This window comes from Hydrogenophaga sp., assembly GCF_030656115.1.
Taxonomy (GTDB): Bacteria; Pseudomonadota; Gammaproteobacteria; order Burkholderiales; family Burkholderiaceae_C; genus Hydrogenophaga.
The window spans coordinates 1-17,604 of the sequence record NZ_JAUSOO010000013.1; the positions used below are offsets into that span (position 1 = coordinate 1).

The following is a 17,604-nucleotide window of genomic DNA, read 5'->3' on the forward strand; positions in this document are numbered from 1 at the left end:
CCCACAATCAGGCCATCCACGTTCTTGGCCAGCGCTTGCAGAATGGTCAGTTTGGTGCTGACCTTGCTGCCGGCCACGATGGCGATGAGTGGGCGTTTGGGCGCGGCCAGGGCTTTGCCAATGGCGTCCATCTCTGCGGCCAGCAGCGGGCCCGCGCAGGCTATTGGGGCGGTTTCGGCGATGCCGTAGGTGCTGCCTTCGGCGCGGTGCGCGGTGCCAAAGGCGTCGTGCACGAAGATGTCGCAAAGCTGGCCGAGTTTGGCGGCCAGCTCGGGTTTGTTCTTTTTCTCGCCCACGTTCAGGCGGCAGTTTTCCAGCATGACGAGCTGGCCGGGTTCCACGCTCACGCCGTCCACCCAGTTGGCCACCACGGGGATGTTGCGGCCCATGAGCTCACCCATGCGCGCGGCCACGGGGGCCAGCGAGTCTTCGGGCTTGAATTCGCCCTCGGTGGGGCGGCCCAGGTGGCTGGTCACCATGACGGCGGCTCCGGCGTCCAGCGCCATTTGAATGGCGGGGATGCTGGCGCGGATGCGGGTGTCTTCGGTGATCTCGCCCGCGTCGTTTTGCGGCACGTTGAGGTCGGCGCGGATGAACACGCGTTGGCCAGTGGCTTGGCCGTTGGCGCAGAGGTCGGAGAAGCGGATGAATTGCATGGTGGGTACCAGAGCGTTGAGATGGGGGGCCTGCGGGCACGGGGCTGCACAGGGCTTTCAGGACGGAAACCACCCATTGTAGAAAACGGCTCACAGCCGCCCCATGGTTGACCCCGCGCTGGGTTCAAGGCAGCCGGCGCCCATGCCAGCGCCCATTGCGCTGCGCGGTGAGGCTGGCCCACGACAGCGCCAGAACCGCTGAAGCCACACCGATCACCGCGCCCGCCAAAATGTCGATCGGGAAATGCATGCCCAGCGCCACCCGGCTCCACGCGACCAGCAAGGCCAGGCACACCACAGGCCAGCGTGCCAGGGGGTGGGGTGCCAAATGCCACGCGACGGCGGCCAGTGCACAGGCCACGCTGGCATGGCTGCTGGGGAAACTGGGTGTGGCTTTGTGCGCCAGCCCCAGATGACCCAGCCCCAGCGCAAAGGGGCGCGGGCTCGGGAACAGGTCGGCGAGACCGCTGGTGATCAACCAGGCCAGGACCATGGCCCACAGCATGTGCAGCGCCATGCGGCGCCATGGCGTTGGCCCAACCACCAGGAGCAACAGCACGAACAGCAACAAGCCGACCGGTAGCGCGGTGGAGCATAGGCGCGCCAAACCCATGAGCCAGGTGGGCGACGCGGGGGTGAGATTGATCCAGAAAAAAACCAGGTGGTGCAGCGCTGTCATGGGGGCCTGTCATGGAAATTCAGCCCCAAGGCCTTGGCCCTGATGCGCTGCTGCGGGCGGTATGCCGCTTCCCTGCCCGTTGTACAAACCGCTGATTAAGGTGGCCTTACCGCGCTCCCGGCGCAGGTTCGCGTCGGGTCTGGTCTTGAGAGGCTGAGATAAGCATGGCTTAACGGTGGAGCGCTTCAATGCCTCTCACCGCAACCCCCACCAGGACCTCTTCATGCCACCTCGTATCCATCTTCGTGCCGCCGTGATCGGCGGCCTTGCAGGGGCGCTGTCCCTGTTCACCGTGGGCGCCCATGCCCAGGTTGGCGCGCCGGGTCGGCTGCTGGCGTCCAACTGTTTTCAGTGCCACGGCACGAACGGCAAAGGCCCGGGCTTTGACCGGCTGGCGGGCCAGTCGGCCAACAGCATTTACAGCGATCTGAAGGAGTTTCAGTCGGGCAAAGAGGGCAACGGAATCATGGCACGGCACGCCCTGGGCTACACCGACGCGCAGCTGCGCGAGCTGGCGAACTGGCTCGCCACACAACGCTGACCCTTCACATTTTTTTGAAAGACCGACATGGACCGACGTTATTTTCTGCAAGGCATGGGCGCCACCCTGGCCACCGGACTCGTGGTGGCTTGCGGTGGCGGCGAGAGCGACAGCAGCGACAGCGACAACAGCAACGACAGCAGCAGCAACAACAGCGATGCCTTCCAAGCCGACCCCAACCTGGGTACGGCGCCCGGCGTGAGCGCCAAGAGCCGCGTCATCGTGGTGGGCGCGGGCATGGGCGGGGCGGCGGTGGCCAAATACCTGCGCCTGTGGGGCGACGCCATCGATGTGACCCTGGTGGAGCGCTTGCCGACCTACACATCCAACATCATGAGCAGCCTGGTGCTCACCGGCCAACGCACGCTGGGCAGCCTGACCTACACCCACGACCGGCTGCGCAGCGGCTACGGCATTCGCGTGGTGTACGGCGAGGTGGTGGCCATCGACCCGGTGGGCGTGAGCGTGACGCTGGCCGACAAAACGGTGTTGAAGGCCGACCGCATCGTGTTGGCCCCTGGCATCGCATTTGACGATGTGCCCGGGCTGAGCGACCCCGACCGCATGCCGCACGCCTGGAAGGCCGGTGCGCAGACCACGCTGCTCGCCAACCAGTTCAATGCCATGCCAGCCAACGGCACCGCCATTTTGACCATTCCGAAAGTGCCGTACCGCTGCCCGCCCGGGCCTTACGAGCGCGCCTGCCTGCTGGCCGACTGGATGAAAGTGCACAAGCCCCAGGCCAGGCTGCTGGTGTTGGACGCCAACGCCGACTACGTGGCCGAGCGGGACAACTTCGCCAGCGCCTTCACCGGGCTGCATGCGGGCGTGATCCAGTACATCCCGAACGCCGAGGTGAGCGAAGCCGACCCGGCCACCCTGACGCTCAAGACCCTGGCGGGCAATTTCAAGGGCGACGTGATCAACCTCATTCCGCGCCAGCGCGCCGGTGCGCTGATCACCAGCCAGGGGCTGGCCAACGCGACCGGTGGCCGCTTTGCGGGGGTGAACGTGCTGAGCTACGCCAGCACCGTGGCCGGGGCCGACAAGGTGCACATCATTGGCGACAGCAGCGCGACCACGCAGCCCAAGGCGGGCCACATCGCCAACCAGGAGGCCAAGGTCTGCGCCGACGCCATCAGCCGCTTGCTCAGCGGACTGTCGCCCGACCCGGCACCGGTGACCAACTCGGCCTGTTACTCCACCATCACGCAGACCCAGGCTTCGTGGCTGACCGCCGTGTTTCAGTACGACGCGGCCACGGCCAGCATGCAAGCGGTGGCCGCGTCTTCGGGGGCTTCGGCGGGCTGGGACAGCCGCAATTTCCGCGAGATGGACACCTGGTTCGGTGCCCTGATGGCCGACACGTTTGCCTGAGGCCGTATGGAACACGCACATGGGATAACACCCCACCCCAGGCCCCATGCCGGGCGGGTGGGTCTTGCCGCCGTGTTCCTGACCCTGCTGGCCTGGTCAGCTGGGTCGGCACAGGCCAGCACCCCGGCCGAAAAAGTGGTTTGCACCGACCAACCGCGCAGCCAATGGATGACGGAACAGCAGGCGCGCCAGCGCTTCAAGGCGTCAGACTATCTGCTGGTGAAGTTCAAGGTGTCGCGGGGCAACTGCCACGAGTTCTACGCCATTGAACACGGCGGCAGCATCGTGGAGGCTTACCTGCACCCGGTCACCGGCGAAGCGGTGCGCCTGACCCGCCAGCCACCGCTGGGCACACCGGCTGCGCCAGCGCCACCGCGCTGAAAGCGCGGTGTGGGCCGAGCGTCCAAACCCGAAAAACGTTCAGCCTCGCACAGCACAAACCAGCCCGTTTGAGGCAAGTTGAGGCCGGCGCAGACCCAAGCTACGCCGTGTAGAAAACTGCCGTTGGAACGCGAAAGTTCGGCTTTTTCTGCCGTATACCGATTAAGTGAAACTTAAAAAATCGGGCTGCTGGGGGTAACCGCTGTCATCGGTTTACCGGGTATACGAAACAGGATGTAAGCCTAAGCTTGGCATCTCAGACCCACTGGAGACCACCATGAAGACAAGCTTGCAGCCCACAGGGCACACTTTCCGTTTCTTCCTGACCACCTGTCTGGCCACCGTTCTGGTGCTGGGCTGGTCGGGCAGCGCACAGGCTGACCAGAAAAAACCCCGCACCCTGGCCGAACAACTGATCCATGACGTCAAGGAAGGCAAGATTCAGCCCGACGACGAGGACGAGCAAGCCGTCCAGGAATTGATCATCAAGCGCAACATCCCGATCACCTACCAGTACGTCAATACGCTGATGCACACCCCCAACGCATTCGGCCCAGGTGCGGCCTGCGTGACGTGCCATTCATCGCAGGATGCCACCAAGAGCTACCGGGGCCTCGATCTTTCCACCTGCAAAGGCCTGCTTCAGGGCTCCACCGAAGAACCCAAACGGGCGCTGTTCACACCCGGCACCGACCCCAAGCGCGATCCCCTGATCCGGCGGCTGCGCAACAACCGCATGCCGCTGGGCTCCAAGTTTCACGTTCCGAATGACACGCCCAACTACGTGGCGGTGAAACAATGGATCGTTGACGGCGCGAAGAACGACGACAACTACCGCAAGAACGTTGGGCCCCTGTTCAAGAAGGCCAACGCGTTTGCGCCCAACAGCCCGGCGTGTACCGCTTGCCACATGTCGAACCAGGAGCCACCGAGCTTCCATGAACTGGATCTGACCTCCCACAAGGGCGTCATGCTCGGTGCCGACTCGGTGGCCAAAGGGGTGGACAAGGCCACCAAAGTGGTGATTCCAGGCATGCCCGATCTCAGCGGGCTGTGGCAACACCTGGCGGAGGACCGCATGCCCCCCGGCATCAGCCCGAGTGAAAACCGCGACCACGCAAACACACTGATCCTGATGCAATGGATCAAACAAGGCGCCAACTGCAATTGAGCACCGCCACCCACCCGCTCACCCGGCGGCACCTGCTGTGCGCACTGGCATCGGGTCTGCCCGCCCTGGCGCTGCCCGCTGCCGCGTGGGCCACCCAAGGTGTGCCCGGGCCGCAAGTGGCACGTCGCTGGGACAGCGGCAACACCCTGCTTGCACCGCTGACGGCACACGGCGCCGATGTGCTGTTCGCGGGCGACCACGGGCTGGGCCGCATCGATCCGGCACAGGCCCTCCCGGTCTGGCACACCGCCCACGGCTTGTCGCGGGAAGCGGTCTTCCGCCCGCGGGTGGCGGGCGAGCTGGTCCTGTGCGGTGGTCTCGACGCCATCGGCGCCTGGCATCTCGCGCGAGGCGACCGGCGCTGGATCTACCTGGCGCAGACCCAGTTGGGTGTTCCCTGGGCCACGCCCGAACACACTTACGTGGGTGATGGCCACCACATGCTGTGTCTGGACAACGCCAGCGGCACCGTGCGCTGGCGCTTCGCCGGCACCCCCGACACGCTCACGGCGTATGCGCCCACCCTCAGCCAGAACACCTTGTTGTTCGCGCCGGGCAACGGCCTGCTGTACGCGCTCGACGCCGGCCAGGGCCAACTCAAATGGCAGCTCGACCGCAGCCACGAATGGCAGTACCTGCGGCAGCTTCACGTCAGTGGCGAGGTGCTGGTGGCGGGCAGCTACAAGGAGCTGCTGTACGGCATTTCGGTGCACGATGGCCGGGTCCTGTGGACCTTCAACGCCGGCAACTTCATCAACTCGCACCATGTGGCGGGCGACACCGCCTACCTCTGGTCACCCACGGGTTGGGTCTATGCCATCGACATCCAGAACGGCAGCGTGCGCTGGCGCCACCGCACCACCAACTACCGCTCGGCGCTGGCCAACTGGGGCCCGCTGATGGCCGAGCTGGTGACCGACAAGGCGTACCTCTATGCGCTGGACATGAACCAGGTGCTGCACGTGCTGGATCGCCAGAGTGGCGAAGAGGTGCAGCGTCTGGTCATGCCGCAAAGCATGCGGCCCACGGTGGTGCCCTTCGCGGGCCGTCAGGCCATGCTGGCCAGCGACGCGGGCGAGGTGCTGCTGGTGCGCTGGTGAACGCTTCAGGACCGTGTCGGGCTCACCCCTCGCACAGCACGAAGTCGGCCTTGCCCACGCCGCATTCGGGGCAACGCCAGCCGTCCGGCACGTCGGCCCAGCGCGTGCCGGGCGGAAAGCCTTCTTCGGGCCAGCCCGCGGCTTCGTCGTACAGCCATCCGCAGACGACGCAGAGGTATTGGTTCATGGTGGTTGCTTTCAACATTCGGTTCATCCACTGAGGCCAGGGTTCAGAGCGTGAGCCCGGCGGCGGTCAATCGTCATCACCGTGATCGCGGTCGTTGCCCGATATGAGGCTGTTCAGCGCCTGGGCCGTCACCAGCCCGTTGGGTGACTGCTGCCATTCCCAGGCACCGTAGGCCAGCACCGCGAGCAGCAGCAGCGTTGCCAGCCAGGCGCGGTTCTTCTGCACCAGACTCGGGCCCGGGCCTTCCACGCTGCCGGTCCACATGGGCGATGCCAGGTTCTTGCGGCGCAGCAGGCTCAGCCCCAGGATCAGGGCCAGATGGGCCAGCACCACGAACAGGAAGGCTTCACCCAGAAATTCGTGTATGTCGCCCAGCCAGTCGTCGCCGGGGAACACGCCCCATTCGTTGAAGGTGGCGTAACCGCTCAAGGTGAGTGGTACCACCAGCACCAGCAAGGCCACCACAGCCAGCGCCATGAGCAGGTTCTGCCCCTGGCGCCAGTTGATGGCGGAGAGCGACGGCGCGGTGCGCAGCGACCGCAGCCACGCCGGTGCGCTGCCCAGCTTGCGCCACATCAGGCCCAGGCCTGCCTGGCGCGGGCCGACCAGGCCATACAGCACGCGAAAGCCCAGCAGGCCAGCCATGGAATACCCGAGCGTGACGTGCAGCATGCGCCAGCTCTCGCCGTCGGCCGTCAGGTAGGCGCCCAGAAAACACAGGGCAAACAGCCAGTGAAACATGCGCGTGGGCGCATCGGTGACGCGGCGGCGGGTGGGTCGCGACGGGGACGCCACGGCGGCGGTGGAGGAAGTCATCGGAGTAGCGGCTTGCATGGTGGTTTTCCTGGGGTCAGTCATTCCAGAACCAGCGCTTGCCCAGGTTCACGCCCGCTGGCATGCGGAGGCTGTCGTCATCGAAATCGCCGCGGTCGGCACCGGGGTGGCAGGCCGCGCAGTTGGCCGCACGCTTGATGCTGGCGTGTTTCCAGACCGAAGTGGGTACCTCGCGGTGTTTGCGCTCAAACCAGGCCGAGCGCGTGAGCCGGTCTTCGGGCGGTTCCTCCGCCACGCGTTTGTAGGTGCCGGCGTTGGCCTGCAACCAAGTGCTGAGCTGCCGGACCGTGGCGTCATCGAGCGAAGCATCGGTGCCGTAGTGCTTGTCCAGGCCGGTCATGATGCGCTGCCACGAACGCGCGGGCAGCAGGCCCGGTGCGTAAGCGGTGTGGCAGGCGGCGCACTCGGCCATGTAGGCCTGGGGCATGTTGCGCGGCATCATGCGCCCGCTGTCGGCCTGGGCAGCGCCCAGAGCCGCCAGGCACAGCAGACCGGCCAGGGCGGGGCGGATCAGGCGGATCAGGCGGATCGAAAGGGTGTTCATGGTGTGTCCTTGTGGCGCGGATTCACTGGAGGCTGTTCAGGTAGGCCAGCACGTCGGCTTTCTCGGCGGCGCTGCAGGCGCGGCTGAGCACGTCGTTGCAGTTGCGCTTGAACCACTTGTCCACCTTGGCGGTGTCGGTGAAGGCCTTGGGGTTGAAGGCGGGCGCCAATGGCCCGATCACCTTGCCGGTGTTGGCGTGTTTGCCTTGCGTGGTCGGCGGTGTGCCGTGGCACGAGGCGCACGACCATTCGCCGCCGTGTTTCGCGTTGAAGAAACTCTGGCCTTTGGCCGCGTTGCCGGGGGCGCCGGCCTGGGCGCTCCAGTGTTGCAGTTGGGCGGTGGGCGTGGTGTCGGCGGCGTGGGCGGTGGTGAAGCACAGCGCGGCCAAGAGCAGCACAGGGGCGGTCAACAGGGAGCGGATCGGGGTCATGTCGGTGGCCTTTCAGAAAGCGGAGAAGCGGGGGAGTGGGGTTGGATGCAGTGTGCAAACCGCCGCTTGAACGGCACCTGAAGCCCGCGTTCATCGGCCATTCAGAAAAGCCGGCCGACAATGGCGCCATGTTTTTGCCTCAACGCTTCCCCCGTGTTTCCACCGCTGCGCTGCTGCTGTGCGGTGTGCTGAGCGTCGCGTTGGGGCCCATGGCCCGCGCCGACGACGACCACGAGCAGGCGCACCGGGCGGTGCAGGCGGGCGAGGTGATGCCCCTGCGCAGCGTGCTGGAGCGGCTGGAGCGCGAGCACCCCGGCCATGTGCTGGACGTGGAGCTGGATCGCGAGCACGGTCGCTGGATCTACGAGATCAAGCTGCTGCAGCCCGGCGGCCAGCGCGTCAAGCTCAAGCTGGATGCGCGCAGCGCCGAGCTGATCCAGCGCAAAGACCGCCACCCCAAGCGCTGACAGACGGCTCCCATGCGCATCCTCCTGGTTGAAGACGAACCCCAACTGCGCGCGCCCTTGCGCACCGCGCTGGACGCCGCAGGCTACGCGGTGGACGAGGCCGACAACGGGCGCGACGCGCTGTTTCTGGGCGACACCGAAGCCTTTGACGCGGTGGTGCTCGACCTGGGCCTGCCGGTGCTGGACGGCCTGAGCGTGCTCAAGCGCTGGCGCCACAACGGGCGCAACATGCCGGTGCTGATCCTGACCGCGCGCGACAACTGGAGCGAGAAGGTGGCCGGTATCGACGCCGGTGCCGACGACTACCTGACCAAACCGTTTCACATGGAAGAGCTGCTGGCGCGCTTGCGCGCACTCATCCGCCGCGCCCACGGCCAGGCCTCGCCGGTGTTGCAGTGCGGCGCGCTGGCGCTGGACACGCGCAGCGGCCGCGTCACGCTGGACGGCCTGCCGGTGGCCCTGACCAGCCACGAGCACAAGGTACTGGCCTACCTGATGCACCGGCCCGGTGCCGTGGTGTCGCGCACCGAACTGACCGAACACATTTACGCCCAGGACTTTGACCGCGACTCCAACACCATCGAGGTGTTTGTGGGCCGCCTGCGCAAAAAACTGCCGCCCGAACTGATTGAAACCGTGCGCGGCATGGGCTACCGGCTGGCGCTGCCTGAGCGCGCATGAAGCCGCGCACCGGCACCAACGCCCACCAGGCCACAGACACCGGCGCCGAACGCTGGACCTGGCCGGGCCACCACTCGCTGCGCCTGCGCCTGCTGGTGGCCACGCTGGCGGCGCTGGCGCTGGCGCTGCTGCTGGCGGGCGTGTTGCTCAGCGGCCTGTTTCGCACCCATGTGCTGCGCCAGTTTGAGGCCACGCTGACGCAGCAGCTCGACCAGCTCACCGCGCAACTGGACATCGACCCCGCCGGGCAGCCGGTGATCGATGCGCGCGCCCTGTCCGACCCGCGCTGGCAAAAACCCTATTCGGGCCTGTATTGGCAGCTCGACCGCGTGAGCCCGGACGGCCAAACCCGCAGCGGTGTGCTGCGCTCGCGCTCGCTGTGGGACAGCAGCCTGGCGCTGGGCGCCGACACGCTGGCCGACGGCGCCGTGCACGCGCACGAGGGCACCGGCCCGCAAGGCGCGGCGCTGCTGATGCTGGAGCGCACCGTGGGCCTGGGCGAACCCGCCGAGGCGCGCTGGCGGCTGATTGTGGCCGCCGACACGCAAGACAGCTTGCGGGCGGTGGCCGAATTCCGGGGCGTGCTCACCGCCTCGCTGGCGGTGCTGGGCGCGCTGCTGGTGCTGGCGGCGCTGGCGCAGGTGGCCGTGGGGCTGTCGCCGTTGCGCGCCCTGCAAACCGCACTGGGCCGCGTGCGCGAGGGCCAGGAGGCGCGGCTCAACGGCCAGTTTCCGGCCGAGGTGCAGCCGCTCATTGACGACTTCAACGGCGTGCTCGACCGCAACGCCGAGGTGGTGGCCCGCGCCCGCACCCAGGCGGGCAACCTGGCCCACGCCATCAAAACCCCGCTGGCGGTGCTGGGGCAGGCGGCGGCGCAGTCGCTGCAGCAAGCGCACCCCGACCACACGCTGGCGCTGCTGGTGCAAGAGCAGGTGGCCACCGCGCGCCGCCAGGTGGACTGGCACCTGGCCCGCTCACGCGCTGCGGCCGCGCACCGTCTGCCGGGCCAACGCACGGCGGTGGCGCCGGTGGCCGAGGGACTGGTGCGGGTGATGCAACGGGTGTATGCGGCACGCGCCCTGGACATGGACAGCACCGAGCTGCCTGAAGCGCTGGCGTTTGCAGGCGAAACGCAAGACCTGCAGGACATGCTGGGCAACCTGCTGGACAACGCCTGCAAATGGGCGCGCAGCGCGGTGCGCGTGAGTGCTTCAGACGCAGCCGGCGTGCTGAACTTGTGTGTGGAAGACGATGGACCCGGCATCGACGACACAGCCCGCACCACCGCACTGGCCCGGGGCACACGGCTGGACGAAACCGTGCCCGGTTCGGGTCTGGGGTTGGCCATCGTGGACGAGTTGGCCCAGCTCTACGGCGGGCAGCTGCGCCTGGGCACCTCGGCACTGGGCGGGCTGCGGGCCGAACTCCGCTTGCCCGCAGCCAAGGCTTGATAACCGCTATCTGCCCAACCGCCCCAGTCCCAGCTCGACCAGGCCTTCAGCACGGCGCAGCAGGAACAGCACATCCAGCCTCATGCGTTGCGCCATGGCCAGACCTTCGTCGGGGCCCGCCACCAGCAAGGCGGTGGCCCAGGCGTCAGCGTGCATACAGCTGCGCGCCAGCACGGTGACCGAGGCCACGCTGTTGCGCACCGGTGCGCAGTCGCGCGGGTCCATGGTGTGCGCGAGGCGCGTACCGCCCACCTCCAGATAGCGTCGGTAATCGCCCGAGGTGGCCACAGCCAGATCTTCCAGTTCGATGACGCCGTGCACCGCGCGGCGTTCCACCTCGGGGTGTTCGAGCGCCACCGCCCAAGGCACACCGCTGGCCTGGGTGCCCACGGCGCGCAGTTCACCGTCCAGCGCGGCCAGCGCATGGCGCACACCGTGCTGCTGCAACACGGTGGCCATGCGGTCCACCGCGTAACCCTTGGCAATGCCGCACAGGTCTATCTGCAAAGGCACACGCTTGCGGACACGGCCTGCGCACCTGTCCAGCTCCAGGCCTGCTTCCGCCCGGCGTGGCCAGGGTTGGCGTGCGGCGCGGATCGCTTGCGCGTCGGGGGCATCGCGCACCGCGCCAAATCCCCAGGCATTCACCAGCGCCCCCACGCACGGATCGAATGCACCCGCGCTCAGGCGGTGGACATCGAGCGCACCGTCCAGTACCTCCAGGATTTCAGCGGGCAGGTCCACCCATTCGTCCACGGGCGCGCGGTTAAGGCGCATGAGGTCGCTGCCCGGTTTCCAGGGCGACATCTGCTCGTCCACCTGCTCCACCGCAGCGGCGAGGTCCTGGCGCAAGGCCACCAGGTCCATGGTGTTGTCGGCGTCGACCGTGGCAGACCAGCGTGTGCCCATGGTCGGGCCGTTAACGGTGATGCGCTTGCAGGCCGTAGCGTGCTCATGGGGCTCAGAAGACATCTTCGGCATATCGCTCCTTGGCTTTCAGCGTCGATACGCTCAACTGCAGTGGCGCCAGCACCATGTCCAGCGTCTCGGCCACGCCCTGCGCCATGGCACGGCTGCCGCAGACGCGCACGATGGCGCCCTGTGCCACCAGGCCGCGCACGCGCTCGGCGTCGCGTCGCAGGGCGTCTTGCACATAGCCGCCGCCGTCGGGCACGCGGGAGAAAACCGTCTGCAGCGTTGCCAGGCGCCCTTCGCCGAGCCAGCGCTGAAGGTCGGGGCCGAAGAAAAAGTCCCGCGCCGGGTCGCGCCCACCAAAGTACAGGTGCATCGGGTGGCGTCTGTCGTTGCTGCGGATGAAGCCGGCCAGCGGCGCCACGCCGGTGCCCGCCCCGATCAGCAGCACAGGCCGCCGCGTGCGCGGCAGTGCGAAGCCGGGGTTGGGTCGGATAAAAGCGGTGATGCTGTCGCCCCTCTGCAGGCCCAGCAGGTGCGTCGAACACAGGCCACCCGGCATCTGGCGCACGCAGATTTCCAGAAATCCGTCTTCCCAGCCCGACGCCAGCGAGTAGTAGCGCGGCACAGCCGAACCCGGCGGCACGATGCCGACCAGATCGCCGGCGGCAAACCGCGCCAGACCGTGCCCGTGCAGGCGTGCGCCCAGTGTTTGTGCAGGCCAATAAAAGCGCAGGATCGCCGTGGCCTGTCCGGTGGCACCGGGGTAGTCCTGGCGCGCGATGAGCGTGAGCGCGGCGGTGGGCGGCACGCGTGGCACATGCTCCAACACCAGCGGTTCGCCCAACGCCTGTGCCAGCGCATCGCCCCAGCGCGCGAACTGCTGGCCCGATTGCTGGTGGATACACTCCAGCGGCAGCAACATGGGCCAGCCCTGCGTGCGCAGCGTCTGATCCAGCGCTTTGGCAAAGGCGCAAAAGGCCGGGAACTGCCGGTCGCCAAAACCCAGCACCGTCACAGGCACAGCGCTCGCGCTGAGCCCGGCGATGTGCGCCTGGGCTCCGCTGGCGTGGGCCGGGGCCTGGCCTTCGCCGTAGGTGGCGGCCAGCACAAACACCTGCCGTGTGGCGTCGGTGGTTTGAAAATGCTCCAGCGCGCTGGTGTGAACGCGGTGGCCGCTTTGGCTCAGCGCGTCTTGCAGCGTCTGGGCAAAACCCCAGGTGCTGCCGCCTTCGCTGGCCACGAAGATGAGCACGTCGGCCTGTGCCAGCGGGGTGTTGCCGGTGATGTGTGGCGCCTGGCGGCGCGCTTGCCACCAGATGACCACGCCCGACAGCCAGAACAGCAACACGCTGGCGCCCACAAGCCCGAGCACCACGGCCCAGGGCCAGGCCGCTTCGCCCGTGTGCAGCACCACGGCCCAGTCGTAGACGCGCTGAGCCAGGGTGGCATCCTGCCAAGCCAGCATCTGGCCCGAGTACCGGTCGATCCAGCCCTGCCCCTGGGCGGTGGCGACGTTCCAGGTGTCTTCCGGGTCGGTGGTGCCGGGAAAATTCAGTTTGTGCAGATCCTGCACCGCGAGGCTTTGCAGCGCGGCCAGCTGCGCGCCGGGCACGTCGGGCTGGCCGGTGACCACCGAGAGCACCTCAGGCTCGGTCCGGGAGTCCAGTTCCACCAGGCCCAGGGTCGAGGCGCTCATGGTCAGCGCCGTGAGCGATGTCAGGCAAAGGACAACGAGCACCACACGGCCCGCGACCACGTGGATGCGCTGCGCCAGCGAGCCACGCACCCGCGCCGCCAGCTGCCGCCAGCCGCCCATGCGACGCAGCAAAAGCACCAGGGCAGAGACGCACAACACGCCCATGACCAGCGCAATGGCCGCGGCGCCCCAGCGCCCGGCGTCGCCCAGCAGCAGCGAGCGGTGCAGGTTCTTCACCCAGCGTGGCAGCGCCGAGGCTTGCCAGGCGCCCAGCACCCGGCCATCGGCCGGGTCCACATACGTCGCCTGCGGCTGGTCGCCAGCAAAGCTGAACACCACGATGGCACCCGATGGCAGGCGACGAATCTCTTCCGCGCCTGGAACGGTGCGCGTCACGCGCTCCACCAGCGTGGCCACGGGCAAATCGCCCGGTGCGGCGGGGGCTTGCCACGCCTGCTGCACCGGGTCGATCGCCAAGACAGCGCCGGTGATGCCCAGCACCACAGCCAGGGTGCCCACGGTCAAGCCCAGCCAGCGGTGGATGGCCTTCCAGCTCATGCGAGTCCCTTTACTGAAGTTGAAAAGTCACCGACTGGATGTACTGCTTGCCGGCCTGCGGCTTGCCGACGTTGGCGGTGGACAGCGGGATGCGAACCTCCGACGGGCTGTCCCGCATGTCCTCCACGGCGGCGTCGATGCGGATTTCATAGCCCGCGTCGATCAGTGCATCCGCCAGATCGGCGGTGACCTTGAGCGTGCGCCCCGCGCCCACACTGGCGCCGGTCACACCATCCAGGCGCTTGGCGTCACCCGCCGAGAGGCGGCTCCAGTCAGACAAGTGCTTGTGGTACTTGGCCTTGCCACCGGCCACCCACAGCGTGCGCACATAGGCGCCTTTGGCATCGGTCAGGTACGCTGCCAGGTAGGCGCCGTCGCCGCCGTAGTTCTTGAGCTGGGCGGTGAGCGTGACCGGGCGGCTGTGTGCCAGGGCGGGAAGGGCCAGCGCGCAGGCGGTGGCCAGAATGGTCATGAGAGGTTTGGACATGGTGATGTTCCTGTAGAAGGGTGTTTATTCGGTTTGACCGCGCGGCTCGATGCCAGGGGTCAACAAAGACGGTGGCACGGCGGCACCGTCCGGTTGCATGGGTCGTTCCTGCGCAGAGCCCCTGTCATCGCGATCGCGTTCGCGGGCGCGCGGGTGGTCGTCTTGCTTGAGCTTCAACACCTTCAGGGTTTCCGGGTCGATCTTGGCTTTGAAGCTGCGGCCTTGGGCATCCGTGCCCCGCACTTCGTAGCAGCCGTCGTCGATCTTCAGCCGCTGGATCTGCCAGCCCTGTGCAACTGCCATTTGCCGCACCGCATCGCGTGACTGCCAGCGGTTCAGCGGCGCATCGCAACCGTCGCCAGCCGATGCGGGCAAGGCGGTCAGGCCCACCGACAAAACGAGCAGGCCCTGGCGCAGCGTGGCGGGGTATTTCATGGAAGACTCCTTCAAAACAGACCAGCGAATGAGAAACCGTGCACCGTGCAGGATGCGTACGGCTGCATGCCTGCGCAACCCTTTAAAACGGCGATTGCAGCGTGTTGAATGGCATTGTGAAATAACCATCTTGTACGCACGCTGAATGGCGCGTTCATGCGCTGTTCATCACCTGAGGCAACGCTGCACAAGCCGTCGAACGGGGTATCCCGTCGCGCAATGGATCACAGAAGCGGGCAAGTCGCGCGATGGAGCCGCCTCACGGCATTGCGCACGCCCACGTGGCGTTCTTGAGTTCAAAGAACCGCGCGGAATCGGCGGGTGTGCGGCCCGCCTGCTGCACGCCCACGCGCAAGCTTGACCGTGCTTTGCTTACCCGCGCGGGGTCGCACAAGGTCCAAACAGGTCCAAGGCCGGCTGGTAAGCCTGGGTGCTCACGCCCATCAAGCCCAGCACCGAATGGAACAGGTGGTCGTGCGACAGGGCTTGGTCGGCGCGTGCGCGCAGGCAGTCCGCACGCACCCCGGTGCGCTGCTGCAGCCCCGGCGAGAGCCACGCCACCATGGGCACATGGGTTTGCTGCTGCGGCGCAAACGCGTAGGGCACACCGTGCAGATACAGGCCGTTTTCGCCGAGCGATTCGCCGTGGTCGGACAGGTAGATCAGGCCGGTGTCGTTGGCGCCGGCGGCCGCGCGTTGCTGCAGCCAGGTCAGCGTCTGGTCCAGAAAATGGTCGGTGTAGGCGACGGTGTTGTCGTAGGCGTTGACCAGATCGGCAGCAGCACAGTCCGACAACGTGTTGCTGGTGCATTCGGGCTGGAACGGCTTGCGGCTGGGCGGTGTGCGCTTGAAGTAGGCCGGGCCGTGGCTGCCCATCTGGTGCAACACCAGCACCACGCCGCGCGCGCGGCGCTGCGGGTCGAGCGCGGCGATGCGGTCGTCCAGCCCGTGCAACATGGCCTCGTCAAAGCACTCGCCGCCCTCGCACAAGCCGGGCAGTTGCCGTTCGCGCGTGCTGGCGTTGGGCACGCGCTCGCACACGCCTTTGCAGCCCGACTGGTTGTCCAGCCACAGCACCGCCAGGCCCGCGCGCTGCAGCACGTCCAGCAGGCTCTCGTGCTCGGCGGTTTTGTCGCCGCCTTCTGCCCGCGTGAGCGGCGAAAACAGGCAGGGCACCGACACCTGGGTGTTGGTGCCACACGACTGCACCTGGCTGAAGTTCACCAGATCGCCCTGGGCCTGCCAGCGCGCCAGCGCGGGCGTGGTGGGCCGGGCGTAGCCATCCAGCCCCCAGTTTTGCGCGCGCGCCGTTTCGCCCACCACCAGCACCAGCAGCGGGGGCCGCGCTTGCTGCGCATAGCGGGCGCCGAGATGCGCGTCTTCGCCCACGGGTTGCAGGGTGCGCACCTGTTGGGGCAGCTGGTCGGCCGCCAGGCGGGTGGCGGCGTACACGCTGTTGAGCGGGTTGATCATGTAGCGCAGGCTTTTGTGGTTGCGCATGAGCGAGGCCAGGCTTTGGTAGGTGAGCAGCGTGATCAACACCACCCCCAGCAAGCCCAGCACCGCACCGCCGGCGTTGCGCCCGGTTTGCGCCAGCCAGCGGCGCGTGCGCAGGGGCTGGCGCCAGATCCACCACAGCGGCACCCCGGCCACCAGCAGCACGGTGAACAACAGCGAGAACGACAACAGGTCGCGCACCTCGCGGGCGTCGGTGTGCACCACGTTGGCCAGCATGGTGGGGTCGATCACCGCGCCGTACTGCCACATGAAGTGGGTGTTGAACGCCGCCACCAACACCAGCAACGACGCAACAGGCCGGTACACGCGGGGCCAGGCCAGCAGCGACAGCAGGACCCCGGTGCCACCCCACACCAGCAAACCCAGGCCAGCCAGCAACACCCACAGCTGCCCCTGCGATCCACCCAACGCGGCCACCCGCTGCCACAACGGCACGTTGCCCACCACCGCCAGCCACAGCGCCAGCGGCCACACGGCGCGCCAGGGGCCGCGGCCCAACACCAAGCCCGCGCGCAGACGCCGAGCAAAAACCAACCCAGAAGACAACAACACGCCAGCACCCCGCAGGCCAGAACAGCCTGGCGGGGCCAGCGTAAAAAGCCCAGGTTAACGCGGCCTTAACACGTTCAGAGAACGTGTCTGCGATCTCTCCGGGGGGGTGTTTATGGGGCAGAAGCCTCCGGCGCCAGCGTGGCCAGCACCGTTTCAGAGGCGATCTTCCACTGCCCGTGCTCCAGAACCAGGCGAAGTTGCTTGTGCGACCGGTCCTGGAAGTGCTTGGCCGCGTAGCGCTGAACAAACCGCACATCGGCCTGCGCGTCACCGGCGAGGTCCACCGCCAGGTCGTCCAGATCGATGCGGATTTGCTGCGCCGGCGTCACGCGCTCGCGGCGCGTGCGCTCCCATTGGGGGCGGGCTTGGTTGCCGGCAGGCTTGAACGCCGGGCTGTACATGCTCAGGTACCGATCCGCTTGGCCCGCCGACCAGGCCTTGGCCCAGGCCTGAACGGCGGCCTCCACCGCCGCGCGCGCATCGGCTTGCGGTGTGGCCGTCGCCGACGCAGGAGCTGCCGGGGCCTGCGCGGGCTCGGCTGCGGCGCGTGCGATCGGGGTGGGTGGAGGCGCTGTGGCGGTGGCGGTGTTCGCCACGGCGGCCAACGTGACCGCTTCGGGCGCCGCTGTGCCGCCCGTCAGGTGCATGACCAGCGCGGACACCGCGGCCAAGGCCAGCAAGCCGAGCACCCAGCGGCCAGGGCGCTGCTTGTACCAGCGCGAGCGTCTGCTGCGCCGGGGCGCCTCGTCGGCAAACCTTTTCTGGATGCGGTTCTCGTTCAGTTGCATCAGGACGAGCAACCCAAACAGGGCCAGCAGCGGCAAGGCCACCAAGGTCAGGACCACGTCCTCGAACGGCACACCCATGCTGCTCAGCAGCAGACCCAGCAGCAGCAGCCCCCACAGAAAAAATGCATTGAAAACCACCAGCCATCCTCCAGACAA

20 protein-coding genes are annotated in these 17,604 nt (G+C 67.4%); 8 read left to right on the plus strand and 12 right to left on the minus strand.

Annotated elements, in window-relative coordinates; translation table 11 throughout:
• Positions 1-656, minus strand: a 656-nt coding sequence (gene pgk, locus Q7J58_RS01245; RefSeq protein ID WP_304822271.1) for a phosphoglycerate kinase, incomplete at its 3' end; no start/stop codon positions are given.
• A 124-nt stretch (positions 657-780) separates the two neighbouring features.
• On the minus strand, positions 781-1,335 hold the full coding sequence (locus Q7J58_RS01250; RefSeq protein WP_304822273.1) for a phosphatase PAP2 family protein: 555 nt from the start codon (positions 1,333-1,335) through the stop codon (positions 781-783).
• A gap of 223 nt (positions 1,336-1,558) precedes the next feature.
• On the opposite strand from Q7J58_RS01250, the gene Q7J58_RS01255 reads away from it, so the two are divergent.
• The 5 genes from Q7J58_RS01255 (at position 1,559) to Q7J58_RS01275 (ending at position 5,905) form a co-directional block, all read left to right on the plus strand.
• A complete protein-coding gene (locus Q7J58_RS01255) occupies positions 1,559-1,876 on the plus strand; it encodes a c-type cytochrome (protein ID WP_304822276.1) in 318 nt (105 codons plus the stop codon).
• A 27-nt stretch (positions 1,877-1,903) separates the two neighbouring features.
• The gene (locus Q7J58_RS01260; RefSeq protein ID WP_304822279.1) at positions 1,904-3,253 is read left to right on the plus strand and encodes an FAD-dependent oxidoreductase; all 1,350 of its coding nucleotides are present in this window, start codon (positions 1,904-1,906) and stop codon (positions 3,251-3,253) included.
• A gap of 6 nt (positions 3,254-3,259) precedes the next feature.
• The gene (locus Q7J58_RS01265; RefSeq protein ID WP_304822282.1) at positions 3,260-3,634 is read left to right on the plus strand and encodes a PepSY domain-containing protein; all 375 of its coding nucleotides are present in this window, start codon (positions 3,260-3,262) and stop codon (positions 3,632-3,634) included.
• A gap of 277 nt (positions 3,635-3,911) precedes the next feature.
• Positions 3,912-4,805: a hypothetical protein gene (locus tag Q7J58_RS01270; protein WP_304822285.1), complete on the plus strand. Its 894-nt coding sequence runs from the start codon at positions 3,912-3,914 to the stop codon at positions 4,803-4,805.
• On the plus strand, positions 4,775-5,905 hold the full coding sequence (locus Q7J58_RS01275; RefSeq protein WP_304822288.1) for a PQQ-binding-like beta-propeller repeat protein: 1,131 nt from the start codon (positions 4,775-4,777) through the stop codon (positions 5,903-5,905). The genes Q7J58_RS01270 and Q7J58_RS01275 overlap by 31 nt, the downstream gene beginning before the upstream one ends.
• Positions 5,906-5,927: 22 nt before the next feature.
• Here the strand turns inward: Q7J58_RS01275 and Q7J58_RS01280 are convergent, their stop codons facing one another.
• From Q7J58_RS01280 to Q7J58_RS01295, 4 genes are all read right to left on the minus strand, one after another.
• Complete coding sequence (locus tag Q7J58_RS01280; RefSeq protein WP_304822290.1) at positions 5,928-6,092, minus strand: rubredoxin; 165 nt, start codon at positions 6,090-6,092, stop codon at positions 5,928-5,930.
• A 66-nt stretch (positions 6,093-6,158) separates the two neighbouring features.
• Entirely contained in the window at positions 6,159-6,926 is a 768-nt protein-coding gene (locus Q7J58_RS01285; protein ID WP_304822293.1) for a cytochrome b/b6 domain-containing protein, read from the minus strand.
• A gap of 16 nt (positions 6,927-6,942) precedes the next feature.
• Positions 6,943-7,470 (minus strand): diheme cytochrome c, encoded by a 528-nt coding sequence (locus tag Q7J58_RS01290; RefSeq protein WP_304822296.1) that lies wholly within the window; start codon positions 7,468-7,470, stop codon positions 6,943-6,945.
• A 22-nt stretch (positions 7,471-7,492) separates the two neighbouring features.
• Positions 7,493-7,900, minus strand: coding sequence for a DUF1924 domain-containing protein (locus Q7J58_RS01295; protein ID WP_304822298.1), 408 nt, complete (start codon positions 7,898-7,900; stop codon positions 7,493-7,495).
• A 128-nt stretch (positions 7,901-8,028) separates the two neighbouring features.
• Here Q7J58_RS01295 and Q7J58_RS01300 point away from each other — a divergent pair, with 128 nt between their 5' ends.
• The 3 genes from Q7J58_RS01300 to Q7J58_RS01310 are packed head-to-tail and all read left to right on the plus strand — an operon-like array spanning position 8,029 to position 10,499.
• Positions 8,029-8,367 (plus strand): PepSY domain-containing protein, encoded by a 339-nt coding sequence (locus tag Q7J58_RS01300; RefSeq protein WP_304822301.1) that lies wholly within the window; start codon positions 8,029-8,031, stop codon positions 8,365-8,367.
• Positions 8,368-8,379: 12 nt separating this feature from the next.
• Positions 8,380-9,048, plus strand: a complete 669-nt coding sequence (locus Q7J58_RS01305; RefSeq protein ID WP_304822304.1) for a response regulator transcription factor — start codon at positions 8,380-8,382, stop codon at positions 9,046-9,048.
• The gene (locus Q7J58_RS01310) at positions 9,045-10,499 is read left to right on the plus strand and encodes a sensor histidine kinase (RefSeq protein WP_304822307.1); all 1,455 of its coding nucleotides are present in this window, start codon (positions 9,045-9,047) and stop codon (positions 10,497-10,499) included. The genes Q7J58_RS01305 and Q7J58_RS01310 overlap by 4 nt, the downstream gene beginning before the upstream one ends.
• 6 nt (positions 10,500-10,505) lie before the next feature.
• On the opposite strand, the gene Q7J58_RS01315 is transcribed toward Q7J58_RS01310, so the two are convergent.
• The 6 genes from Q7J58_RS01315 to Q7J58_RS01340 all read right to left on the minus strand — a co-directional run bounded on the left by Q7J58_RS01315 (position 10,506) and on the right by Q7J58_RS01340 (position 17,586).
• Positions 10,506-11,480, minus strand: a complete 975-nt coding sequence (locus Q7J58_RS01315; RefSeq protein ID WP_304822310.1) for an FAD:protein FMN transferase — start codon at positions 11,478-11,480, stop codon at positions 10,506-10,508.
• Positions 11,461-13,668, minus strand: a complete 2,208-nt coding sequence (locus Q7J58_RS01320; protein ID WP_304822313.1) for a PepSY domain-containing protein — start codon at positions 13,666-13,668, stop codon at positions 11,461-11,463. The genes Q7J58_RS01315 and Q7J58_RS01320 overlap by 20 nt, the downstream gene beginning before the upstream one ends.
• A 10-nt stretch (positions 13,669-13,678) precedes the next feature.
• Positions 13,679-14,155, minus strand: a complete 477-nt coding sequence (locus Q7J58_RS01325; RefSeq protein ID WP_304822316.1) for a DUF2271 domain-containing protein — start codon at positions 14,153-14,155, stop codon at positions 13,679-13,681.
• 24 nt (positions 14,156-14,179) lie between these two features.
• Entirely contained in the window at positions 14,180-14,590 is a 411-nt protein-coding gene (locus tag Q7J58_RS01330; RefSeq protein WP_304822319.1) for a PepSY domain-containing protein, read from the minus strand.
• A 372-nt stretch (positions 14,591-14,962) separates the two neighbouring features.
• Positions 14,963-16,660 carry a phosphoethanolamine--lipid A transferase gene (locus Q7J58_RS01335; protein WP_304822322.1) on the minus strand — a complete coding sequence of 566 codons (1,698 nt, stop codon included), beginning with the start codon at positions 16,658-16,660 and terminating at the stop codon, positions 14,963-14,965.
• Positions 16,661-16,770: 110 nt separating this feature from the next.
• Positions 16,771-17,586: a hypothetical protein gene (locus tag Q7J58_RS01340; protein ID WP_304822324.1), complete on the minus strand. Its 816-nt coding sequence runs from the start codon at positions 17,584-17,586 to the stop codon at positions 16,771-16,773.
• Positions 17,587-17,604: the final 18 nt, after the last annotated feature.